Below are 11,528 nucleotides of genomic sequence, written 5' to 3' on the forward strand. Positions count from 1 at the left end.
AAACAAAAAAACACACTATCGAGAACACAAACAACCAAACCACAAACCAACCAAAAACGATCAGTAAAGGTCGCTGCGCGAAAAACGCGCGAGTCTCAGTCTAACAGATTTGGTTTTTGGCTTTCAACTTATTTGTAAGTGAAACAGGCCATAAAACCAGTTCTTATCTGTTAAGTACTAAGTCAAACAATCTAGCCCACTGACCCAGAACCGAAGCTCTCTGCCGGGGCAACAGGTATTAACTTACCTACTGCAGTTAGAAAACTTCAAACTGAGACGCGGTGACCTCTCACACACCGCCAAAAATAAGCTATTTTTGCAGGTAAGCGACAGCTAGATTGCGCTTGCCTTTCCGGAAAAGCACCAAAGAACCCGGCAGCACGTCCTCGGAAGTGATAAGCCGATCCGGGTCGGTAACCTTCTGATTGTTCAGATAAGCGCCACCGTTCTTAATGGTGCGCATCGCCGCGCCGCGCCCCTTCTCAAAGCCGGCGGTTATCAGCAGATCCACCAGGTTAGTTTTCCCGATTTCTACCGTGGCACTGGGCAAATGGGCGGTCGCTCCCTTCAGAGTCTTGCCGTCCACCTGACGCAGATCGCCACTACCCCACAGGGCTTCAGTCGCTGCCAGCACCTGATCTAGTGCCTCTTGACCGTGCACCAGACGGGTCACCTCCGCGGCCAGCGCCTTTTGAGCTTCGCGTTTATGAGGACGCTCAGCTACCTCGACTGCCAACGCTTCAATTTCCTCACGGGATAGGAAAGTGAATACCTTCAGGAATCGAACTACGTCCGCATCTTCAGCACCCAGCCAGAACTGATAGAACTCGTAGGGCGAAAGCATCTCCGGATCTAGCCAAATTGCCCCGCCCTCGGATTTACCAAACTTGGAGCCATCCGCCTTGGTAATCAAAGGGGTGGTCATGACGTGGACGTCTTTGCCCTCTACCTTGTGGATTAGATCCATGCCGCCCACCAGGTTGCCCCATTGATCGTTGCCTCCGGTTTCCAGGGTGCAGCCGTAGCGGCGGTATAACTGAAGGAAATCATAGGCTTGCAGGATTTGGTAGCTGAACTCCGTGTACGAAATTCCTTCTTCGGATTTTAGACGCCGCGCCACCGCATCTTTGGACAACATGGTTCCCATCCGGAAGTTTTTACCCAAGTCACGGAGGAGTTCAATCGCTCCTAGATCCTGAATCCAGTCCATATTGTTGACCATGATTGCCGGGTTGTCGCCCTCGAAATCCAGGAAACGACTGATTTGCCCGCGCAGGCGCTCTACCCAGCCCGCCACTACTTCTTTGGGTTGCAGCTGCCGCTCCGCGGTCATCCGGGGATCCCCGATTAATCCGGTAGCTCCCCCAACCAGAGCAATAGGACGGTGCCCTGCCTTTTGCAAATGCCGCATCATCAGCACCTGCACCAAATGTCCGTGATGCAGGGAAGCAGCAGTAGGATCAAAACCGCAATAGAAAGTGACCGGTCCATTGGCAAGTGCTTCCCGCAGTTTCGCGAGATCAGTGTGCTGGGCAAGTAGGCCCCGCCATTCCAGCTCATCAATAATATCGGCCACGATATTCCTTTCTTATGCAGGTTAAACTCGTGATCCCCCTCGGGGTGAACACGTATATATTCTTCTCGGGCTTAGTCTAACCTACCTGCGGACGCAGCTGGGGGTTTGCTTCCTATCCGGAATGCTGCCTATTTTTCGAGCAGCATATCCCCGGCCTTAATCCAACCCTGCTTCCGCATAAACTCAGCAAATAGCAAAGAGAGGGCGGCGGGGGCAATAAAGTGCAGCAGCAAGATCATTCCCAAAAGTGCTGGCCAAGATGTAGTTGGCCCCATTACATTCCAGGTCATAATCTGTCCCACTAAACCGGAAGTTCCCATTCCGGAGCCGGCAGCATTCGATTCCATTTTGAAAACCATGGTGGCAATGGGACCAAGAATCGCAGATGCCAAAGTGGGGGGAACCCAGATTAAGGGATGTCGCATAATATTGGGGACCTGCAGCATGGAGGTACCGATTCCCTGCGAGATTAGGCCGGAAACTTTATTTTCTCGATATGACGCTACTGCGAAACCTACCATCTGCGCGCTACACCCCACGGTTGCCGCCCCGGCCGCTAACCCGGATAGCCCCAACACGATTCCGAGAGCTGCCGAGGAAATCGGGAGGGTTAGAATCATCCCCATTAGTACCGACACAATAATGCCCATTAGGAAGGGTTGCCGCTCAGTTCCCCAGTTAATGATGGCTCCGAGAGCGGTCATCATCTGCGAGATTCCTGGTCCAATGAGCAGCCCCACAATGGCTCCAGAGGTAACAGTCACGAAGGGGGTAACCAAGATATCTACTGGGGTTTTACCGGAAACTAGTAGGCCAAACTCGACCGCCACGAAAGAAGCGATAAATGCCCCCAACGGTTCTCCCGGCCCCTGTAGCTGCATGGAAAGACCGTCCACGATTCCCCCGCTCAAGATTTTGGCAGCATGGGCTCCGATCATTCCGGCTAGTCCGGTTCCTACCACTACATAGGTAGAGGCGTGCAGGCGGTGCGCTACCCCCATCCCGATGCCGGCTCCGGTAAGGACCGAGGCCACCGAACCTATTAACACCAGTCCCCGCCCGATTATTCCGGGGATAAAACCGCCTACCTGCACCATGATGGTGCCAATAATCAGGGAAGCGAATAGCCCGTGTGCCATACCGGTCATTGCGTCAATAAAAAATAGCGATAGCCAGCCTTTAATCCGTTGTTTCATCTTGGAAACTTTCCTTGTCGAGGTATCTCTTTTAGTTTTCGCCTAATAGTCGAAAACTAAAATTTAAGCTACCATAAGGTTTTGTGAGAACCCAATTGCGAGACGCCGAAGATGTTGCCGTCTACCGGCATGAGGCACTCAGTGTAGTCTTGCAAATCCGGGGAGATTACCCGCAGCTAATGGTGCTGGTGGCGCGCCGTGAACACTCCCCCTTTCAGGGTTTGCCCGCCCTCCCCTCCGGTCCTTTAGAACCAGAAGAAACCCTGGGTGCCAGCGCTTTTCGCCATCTATCCGAAAAGATGGATATTGGCGCGCTTTCCTATATGGAACAGTTAGGTACTCGTTCTGATCCCCGCCGCGACCCCAGTCAACGCACTGTGGCCACCGCCTATTTAGGGTTAGTACCTGCCGACGTTACTACCGCAATTCCGGCTTACGCCCAGTGGGTGCCGGTAAACGACCTGCCACAAATGGCTTACGACCATGCCGACATTATTTCCGAGGGCGTAGACCGGTTGCGGGCAAAACTTTCCTACACCAATATTGCGTTTGCCTTGGCGCCTCCGGATTTCACTATGGCGGAACTAACCCGCCTCTACCAGGCTGCCTTGGGGCATGAAGTTTCCCCCACCAACTTGCAGCGGGTGCTCAGTCGCCGCGGGCAACTCGCCCCCACCGGTCAACGTAAAGCGCCCGGCACCAAAGGCGGGCGCCCCGCTCGCCGTTTCCGCTTCACTAATCACTGCCTGCAGGTAACCGACCCCTTTGCCATCCTCCGCCCCTCCTAACAAGCGCAAAATCTGCACGTTACACGCAAGGGCTAGTTCCCCCCGTGTACCCGGGGAAGAAGTTTTTCCTCCTGCCCCTTCCCCGCAAGGGCTAGGTTTTTCCTCCTGCCCAAGAATTCGGAAAAAGACCGCAGGCATTTTCCGAATTCTTATGCCCACCGCGCCCACTCGGATAAAACCTAGCCCTCGCGTTTGCTGACCGTCGTGAGCGAACAACAGTAACACCGTGCCCCTACGCTTACGAACGAATTTGCATCACAATCGACAAGGGACGCGCCGGCTGAACACTGTCCATGTTGCCAGTGGGCTGATTTATTCCCCTAGCGTGCGAGCCACCGATTTCCGGAAAACAACGACGGGATTAAAAAGTAAGAACACCCCGCACTAGACATGAGTAGGCAGCAGCACTTTTGAAAGTACGCCTGGGGGAGAAGTTTTATCCGAGCAGGCTAGGTGGGCGCAAAACTCTAAAAAGCCATAGGGCTTTTTAGAGTTTTTGGGCAGGAGGAAAAACTTCTCCCCCAGGCTCCACAAACCGCGCCGGATGACAAGGCAAGGGATTATTTAAATTCCAGATGTTTACCGGCGAAATCGGTGCGGATGCGCGCGATCTGCTGCTCGGCAGACTCTAGCTGCCGGGCTACCTGTACGGGCGCCGTTCCTCCGCGTCCGGCGCGGGCGCGCACCGATCCAGCCGGGCTGAGCACTTCCCGCACTTCGGGAGTTAGCAGCGGGTCGATAGCGGCGAATTGTTCGTCACTCAAATCTGCTAGTTCTATCCCGTTTTCTTCACATTCGCGCACGCAAGCCCCGGATACTTCATGTGCTTGCCTAAACGGCATTCCCCGCGCCACTAGCCACTCGGCAATATCCGTGGCCAGCGAGAACCCTTGCGGCGCGAGTTCTTCTAGGCGACCATAGTCAATCTTCATAGTGGCGACCATGCCGCTAACAGCCGGTAATAGCACCTCTAAAGTATCAACCTGGTCAAAGACTGGCTCCTTATCTTCTTGCAGGTCACGAGCATAAGCAAAAGGTAGACCTTTAAGTACCGTAAGCAGACCGGTTAAGTCCCCAATCATGCGACCGGCTTTACCGCGTGCCAATTCTGCCACGTCCGGGTTCTTCTTTTGCGGCATAATCGATGATCCCGTGGAGAAAGCATCATCTAAGGTGACGTACCCGAACTCTTTGGTATTCCAAATAATGATTTCTTCCGCAAGGGAGGAAATATCGATCCCGACCTGGGCGCAGATGAACGCGAACTCGGCTACCACGTCGCGGGTGGCGGTTCCGTCTATGGAGTTTTCTACTACCCGGTCAAAGGCTAGGTCTGCCCCTACTTGCTCCGGGTCTAACCCCAGGGTGTTGCCCGCGAGCGCCCCGGAACCATAGGGGCTGGCGGCGGCGCGCCGATCCCAATCCTCAAAACGCTGAATGTCTCGCAGCAGCGGCCACACGTGGGCGAGTAGCTGGTGGGCTAGCAATACCGGTTGGGCGTGCTGCATATGGGTGCGTCCCGGCATTACGGTATCCCCGGCCACTTTCGCTTGGCTCAAAAGCGCCTCGACTACTTCGATGATTCGCTCGGATAGGGCGCGCGCCTGGTTTCGCAGGTACATCCGGATGAGGGTGGCGATCTGGTCGTTGCGGCTGCGTCCAGCGCGCAGTTTCCCCCCTAAATGCGATCCAGCCTCCTCTAATAGTCCTCTCTCTAAGGCGGTATGTACGTCCTCATCACCGGGGTCGGGGGTGAAGGCACCGCTTTTAACTTTTTCTTCCAGCCGCTCCAGAGCCGCCAGCATTTGCGATAGTTCTTCCGCGTCTAGCAGACCGGCTCCGGCGAGTGCCCGGGCGTGGGCGCGCGAACCGGCTAAATCATAGAGCGCCAGGCGCCAATCGAAGTGGGTGGATACTGAAAGTGCCGCTAAAGCCTGGGAAGGGCCGCCAGAAAAGCGTCCTCCCCATAGCGATACCTGTTCGCTCATAGTTATTTCTGGCTTTCTTTTTGTTCCCGCGCCGCTGCCAACTGGGTTGAGAGCCCATAGATTCCAATGAAGCCGCGCGAGAGGGACTGGTCGAAGCTGTCTCCTGAATCGTAGGTCGCCAGGTTGAAGTCATACAAGCCGACTTCGGAGCGCCGTCCATCAACTACTGCCCGCCCGCCGTGCAGAATCATCCGGATATCGCCGGTGACATATTTTTGGCTGTCTTCTACGAAGGCATCTAACGAACCTTTGAGCGGTGAATACCATTGCCCCTCATAAACTAGCTCTGACCAGCGTTGTTCTACTTGCCGTTTGAAGCGTCCTTGTTCGCGCTCTAGGGTCAGGTTTTCTAGGTTTTGGTGGGCGATAATCAGCGCCACCGCGCCGGGAGCCTCATAGATTTCCCGCGACTTAATCCCTACTAGGCGGTCTTCCACCATATCTAGGCGACCTATCCCCTGGGCGCCTGCCCGGCGGTTCATTTCTTGAATGATTTCCAGGGGCGACATTTTTTGCCCGTCCAAAGCTACTGGCACGCCCTCTGCAAAACTAATAACTACCTGATCCGGGATCGGCGGATAGGCGGGGTCATCGGTGTAAACATAGACGTCTTTAGTAGGTGGATTCCATAGATCCTCCAGGTATCCGGTTTCTACCGCGCGCCCCCACACATTCTGGTCAATAGAGAAGGGATTGTGTTTAGTGGTTTCGATCGGCAGTTCATGTTCTTCCGCGTATTTAATCGCCACATCCCGGGTGAGCGCCAGATCCCGTACCGGGGAGATACATTTAATCTCCGGGTTTTGGCTGGTGAGCGACACTTCGAAACGTACCTGGTCATTACCTTTACCGGTACAACCATGAGCCACGGTATCGGCACCAAAGTCTTTCGCTACTTTCACCAGGTGTTTACAGATCAGTGGCCGAGAAAGCGCCGATACCAGCGGATATTGATCCATGTATAGGCCGTTGGCTTTGATTGCCGGTAGGCAATATTCTTCGGCGAACTCGTCCTTAGCGTCAGCCACATAGGCATCGACTGCCCCGCAATCCAGGGCACGCTGGCGAATTACCTCCAGGTCTTCCCCGCCCTGTCCTACGTCAACGGCGCAGGCGATCACCTCTTTGCCGGTTTGCTCCCCGATCCAGCCGATGGCCACCGAAGTGTCCAATCCGCCCGAATATGCCAGTACTACCCGATCTTTACTCATGGTTATTCTCCTTTTTCTAGGTCTAGTTCTACCTGCGCGAGCGCTTCTTTTAACGCCGGTATCAGGGTTTTTGCTTCGTCAAGTTCAATAATTAGGGGCGGCGCCAAGCGAATTATGTTCGCTGCCGGAGCATTAACGATAAATCCCGCCTTAAACAGAGCCTTCGCCAGTTGCGGGGCAACATTTTTTTCGAGGACGAGGCCGCGCAGCAGCCCTTGCCCCCGGGTTTCTTTTATCCCTGGGATTTGGGCCTCGGCAATCGCCTGCATCCAGGCGTCCCCAATTGCGCTAGCGTGCGCCGGTAAATCCAGTTCCTCCATCAGGGAGATGGTGCGCGCCACTACTGAAGTTACCAGCGGGTTTCCCCCGAAGGTAGTGCCGTGACTTCCCGGTTTTAGGGCACTGGCGGCGCGTTCGTTCATGGCTACACACGCTCCGACCGGCACTCCCGCCCCTAAGCCTTTAGCTAAAGTCACCACGTCCGGAACTATTTCTTTCCCGTCAAAGCAGATTCCCTGGTGGGCAAGCCATTTTCCGCATCTGCCCATCCCGGTTTGCACTTCGTCAAAAATTAGCAGCGCGCCGGTTTGGTCAGCGAGCTGGCGTGCTGCCGCTAAAACTTCCGGTGCTAGGGGGATTACGCCTGCTTCACCTTGCAGCGGCTCCAGGAAAATCGCGGATATTCCTTTCGGATCTACCCCCTGGATGCCTGCTACCGACGCCTCCACAAACTCGGTAGGCCCCACAAAGGGAGCAAATGGTTCGCGGTAGGGAGCTTTATAGGTTAGCGATAGTGAGCCCAAGGTGCGCCCGTGAAATGCCCCTTTTACCGCAATCGCGCGCCCTCCCGGCTGGGCAGCTAGCGCCATTTTCAAGGCGGCTTCATTGGCTTCGGTGCCCGAGTTTACAAATAGCACTCGCGCCTGGGAGGCGATTTCCGCCTCGACCTCGCTACTCCAGCCGGCGGCGCAAACCCTTTTTACGGCGCCCGCGGCCTCTACCTGCTGAGGAGTAGTGAAAAAGTTGGAGACGTGAGTAAAGCGGCTGGCTTGCTCATGAATAGTTTTCACGATTTCGGGATGAGCATATCCGAGGGCGTTAACGGCGATTCCGCCCAGTAAATCTAGGTATTCTTTACCGTCTATATCCCACACCCGGATGCCTTGTCCGTGAGTAAAACAGGCCTGCGGCTGTCCGAATACCCCTAAAAGGTTTTCTTGGTAGACGCTGATCCATTCAGAGTTAGTCATGGCTATCTCCCATCACCATAGTTCCAAATCCGGTATCGGTGAAGATTTCTAGCAGCATCGAGTGCGGCACCCTCCCATCAATAATGGTGGCACGGGGTACTCCCTGTTCACAGGCTTGGATACAGGCTTGCACTTTGGGGCGCATTCCCGATTCCAAGGTAGGCAGCATTTGGGCGGCCTCGCTCGCCTTTAGCTGCGAAATCCGACTATCCGGGTCTGGCCAGTTGCGATAGAGTCCTTTCACATCGGTGAGGACGATTAGTTTCTTAGCCCCAATGGCTCCTGCGACTGCCGCGGCCGCCAAATCTGCGTTGATATTTAATACCTGCGTGGGGTTGTCTTGGTTTACCGCAATGGAGGAAACCACCGGGATACGCCCCGATTGCAGTAAATCTTCTATCGGCCCGGGATCTACGGCGGTTACTTTACCCACTAGCCCCAGGTCGACGGGTTTTCCATCTACTGTCGCCCCTTGTTTTTGGGCACGTAAAAACGCTCCGTCCTCGCCAGAAATCCCGATTGCCGCGATGGAGGATTCGTTGAGTAGCGAAACCAGTTCGCGCTGCACTGTCCCGGTCAGTACCATGCGCACGACTTTCATTACTTCGGGGCTGGTGACCCGCAGACCGGAAACAAAGGGGGCTTCAATCCCCAGGGTTTTCAGCATGGAGTTGATTTGCGGGCCGCCCCCATGCACCACAACCGGTTCAATCCCCCATTCATGTAGGAAACTTACGTCCTGGGCAAAAGCGGCTTTTAGCTCTTCAGATATCATGGCGTTTCCGCCGTATTTAATCACAATCCGCGAGCCGGAGTATTCGCGCAGCCACGGCAAGGTTTCTAGCAGGATCCCGGCTTTGTCCCAGGCTGATAAATGTTTTGTACTCATGATGAATAGTCCGCGTTGATGTGAATATATTCGTGGGTAAGGTCATTGGTCAATACGCTAGCCTGGGCGTTTCCGGCTCCCAGGCGTACCTCTAAATGCACGTCACGGCTTTCAAAGGGAACGTCTTGCCTATTTCCCCAAGCAGCGCCGTTTTTACAAACTTGCACCCCGTTGAACAGCACCGATACCGCGCTCGGGTCGTAGGGGCAAACGCTTTCAGGTACGGTGCCCAGTTCGGAAACGATTCTTCCCCAGTTGGGGTCACACCCGGCGATTGCGGTTTTTACCAGGTTTGAGCGGGAAATGGTTTTCGCAGCGATTAAAGCCCCGGCTTCATTTTCAGCCTCGGTGACTGCGATTTCTACCGTATGCTGCGCGCCTTCCGCATCATCAGCTAGTTTGCGCGCCAACTGGGCGCAAGTTTGAGTGAGCGCTTCGGTAAATCCGCTGGGAACGGTTCCGCTTTCCCCGGAGGCCAGCAAAAGTACAGTGTCGTTGGTGGACATGCAGCCATCGGAATCTAGCCGGTTAAAGGTTTTCGCGCAGGCAAGCTCTAGTGCCTTTTGGGCAGTTTCAGCATCGAGGAGCGCGTCAGTGGTGATTACACAAAGCATCGTAGCTAGGGCGGGAGCAAGCATTCCTGCCCCTTTCGCCATTCCTCCCATTTGATAACCTTCAGCCTGCAAGTGAACGGTTTTAGGTTCGTTATCGGTGGTGAGAATGGCCCAGGAGGCATCTGCGCCGCCCTCTTTAGATAGGCTCGCGGCAGCGGTTTCAATCCCGGAGAGCATTTTGTCCATCGGCAGGGGTGTCCCAATCATTCCGGTGGAGCACACTAATACCTCTCGCGGATCTATTTCTAGAGCATCCCCGACTGCCTTGGCGCTGGCAACCGTATCTTTAAGACCGTTTTCCCCGGTGCAGGCGTTGGCGCTGCCCGAGTTTAACACCACCGCGCGCATTCCACTCGCACCTTTTGCGAGGACAGCCCGCGAGTAGAGTACGGGGGCGGCGGCGAAACGGTTGGAGGTGAATACCCCAGCTGCTACCGGGTTTTTCCCGGTGTTGAGGACGAGGGCTAGGTCTTTGCGTCCTTTGCGGCGCATTCCGGAGGCGATTCCGCAGGCTTTGAATCCGGGTACGCTGGTTACGCCTTGGAGGCTTTTATCTTTTTTCACGGGGCAACTCCAATCTGGTTAATGCCGTTATATTCGGGCAGACCCAGCGCCAGGTTAGCTGACTGCACGGCCGCCTGCGCGGTTCCTTTTCCTAGGTTGTCGAGGGCGCTGAGAGCGATTATTTTTCCGGACCGTTTATCTAATGCCACCTGTACCTGCACGTTTGCACTGCCGGTCACGGCTTGGGTTTGCGGCCAAGAGCCGCGTTCAAGTACCTGAATCAGATTTTCTTCCTGATAAAAATCCTGATAGAGGGCGTGCAGCTGCTTCGTAGAAGTTTTTTGAGTCGCAGCGGCGGTAACGGTTGCCAGGATTCCCCGCGACATGGGTACTAACACCGGCGTGAGGGTGATTTTATAGTCCTCGGGGTTGTTCCCGCTGCTAACCGCAAAGTTTTGCGCGATTTCAGGGATATGGCGATGGGTTCCGCCTACCGCATAGGGCTGGGCATTGCCCAGGGCAGCGGTGGCCAATAGGTGCGGTTTTAGGGATTTTCCAGCTCCGGAATACCCCACCGCTAAAGTAGCGACAATATCGTTTGGATCAATCAATCCGGCTGCTACCAGCGGTTGAAAAGCGAAGGTAACCGCAGTTACGTTACATCCGGGAACCGCAATCTGCTGGGCGCACGCCAGCTGCTCACGCTGCGAAGGCTCGGAAGCACATTTAAGTTCCGGCATTCCATAGGTCCAGGCCGGGCAGTATTCACCGCCATAGTAACTGTCCCAGGCTGCTTTAGAGGTAAGCCGATGGTCGGCCCCGCAATCTACTAACAGGCTCTCTACCCCACCTGCGCGTAGTTGCGCTGCTATTTTCCCGGATTGTCCGTGGGGTAGCGCCAGGAAAATAGCGGCGCTTTCTTTTAGCGCCTCCGGGTCTACTGCTTTTAATTCTTGCTTGGCTAATTGGGGAAGCTGGGGATGAAACTCCCCTAGCTTTTTTCCTGCTGAGGAGGACGCGCATAGCTGATCGACCTCGAAATTGGGGTGGGCAGCTACTATCCGCAGGATTTCTCCTCCGGCAAATCCGCTGGCACCAACAATTGAAACCTTCATAGTGCATATTTATATCAAGTTATGAATAACTATGCGTAACTTTAAGACCCGGTTGTGAGCAGAGATACTTTTATAAAAATGATCGGCAGGGAGATTACCTCCCTGCCGATCACCGGTCAGATATCTATTACCTGCTCCAGCTCCATTGGCAGAATCCCGGCATCGGTAATTACACCCGACAAACGAGAAACCCGGCTGTCTGTCCTGAACATTTGCCCAGGCATCGGAGCCGCCACTGGCTTACCTAACAGCAGATGAAGCTCCCGATAAGCGCTTTCTTTTTGAACTACAACCAGCCAGACACGAAAACGGTGACTAAGCGCCCCCTTAAGCATTACTGTCCGGGGGGGGGGGGGGGGGGGGGGGGGGGGGGGGGGGGGGGGGGGGGGGGGGGGGG

General features: G+C 55.0%; 9 protein-coding genes. 1 reads left to right on the top strand and 8 read right to left on the bottom strand.

The genetic code is table 11. The features are described 5' to 3' along the window. Positions 1–310 precede the first annotated feature (310 nt). The gene (gene tyrS, locus L0M99_RS09520; RefSeq protein ID WP_238128435.1) at positions 311–1,576 is read right to left on the bottom strand and encodes a tyrosine--tRNA ligase; all 1,266 of its coding nucleotides are present in this window, start codon (positions 1,574–1,576) and stop codon (positions 311–313) included. Between the two features lie 128 nt (positions 1,577–1,704). Then, on the bottom strand, positions 1,705–2,772 hold the full coding sequence (locus L0M99_RS09525; RefSeq protein ID WP_238128436.1) for a PTS transporter subunit IIC: 1,068 nt from the start codon (positions 2,770–2,772) through the stop codon (positions 1,705–1,707). 83 nt (positions 2,773–2,855) lie between these two features. On the opposite strand from L0M99_RS09525, the gene L0M99_RS09530 reads away from it, so the two are divergent. Next, positions 2,856–3,560, top strand: a complete 705-nt coding sequence (locus L0M99_RS09530) for an NUDIX hydrolase (RefSeq protein ID WP_238128437.1) — start codon at positions 2,856–2,858, stop codon at positions 3,558–3,560. Positions 3,561–4,120: 560 nt separating this feature from the next. Here the strand turns inward: L0M99_RS09530 and argH are convergent. From argH to argC, 6 genes are all read right to left on the bottom strand, one after another. Further along, the gene (gene argH, locus L0M99_RS09535) at positions 4,121–5,548 is read right to left on the bottom strand and encodes an argininosuccinate lyase (protein WP_238128438.1); all 1,428 of its coding nucleotides are present in this window, start codon (positions 5,546–5,548) and stop codon (positions 4,121–4,123) included. Positions 5,549–5,550: 2 nt separating this feature from the next. Continuing rightward, positions 5,551–6,765, bottom strand: coding sequence for an argininosuccinate synthase (locus tag L0M99_RS09540; RefSeq protein WP_278606416.1), 1,215 nt, complete (start codon positions 6,763–6,765; stop codon positions 5,551–5,553). Beyond that, positions 6,762–8,009, bottom strand: coding sequence for an aspartate aminotransferase family protein (locus L0M99_RS09545; RefSeq protein WP_238128440.1), 1,248 nt, complete (start codon positions 8,007–8,009; stop codon positions 6,762–6,764). The genes L0M99_RS09540 and L0M99_RS09545 overlap by 4 nt, the downstream gene beginning before the upstream one ends. After that, the gene (gene argB, locus L0M99_RS09550) at positions 8,002–8,898 is read right to left on the bottom strand and encodes an acetylglutamate kinase (RefSeq protein WP_238128441.1); all 897 of its coding nucleotides are present in this window, start codon (positions 8,896–8,898) and stop codon (positions 8,002–8,004) included. The genes L0M99_RS09545 and argB overlap by 8 nt, the downstream gene beginning before the upstream one ends. After that, a complete protein-coding gene (gene argJ / locus L0M99_RS09555; RefSeq protein ID WP_238128443.1) occupies positions 8,895–10,004 on the bottom strand; it encodes a bifunctional glutamate N-acetyltransferase/amino-acid acetyltransferase ArgJ in 1,110 nt (369 codons plus the stop codon). Before argJ ends, argB begins: the two co-directional genes overlap by 4 nt. Before the next feature lie 68 nt (positions 10,005–10,072). Continuing rightward, on the bottom strand, positions 10,073–11,131 hold the full coding sequence (gene argC / locus L0M99_RS09560; RefSeq protein ID WP_238128442.1) for an N-acetyl-gamma-glutamyl-phosphate reductase: 1,059 nt from the start codon (positions 11,129–11,131) through the stop codon (positions 10,073–10,075). Between the last annotated feature and the right edge of the window lie 397 nt (positions 11,132–11,528).

It is taken from the genome of Varibaculum cambriense (assembly GCF_022133705.1).
Taxonomy (GTDB): domain Bacteria; phylum Actinomycetota; class Actinomycetes; order Actinomycetales; family Actinomycetaceae; genus Varibaculum; species Varibaculum cambriense_A.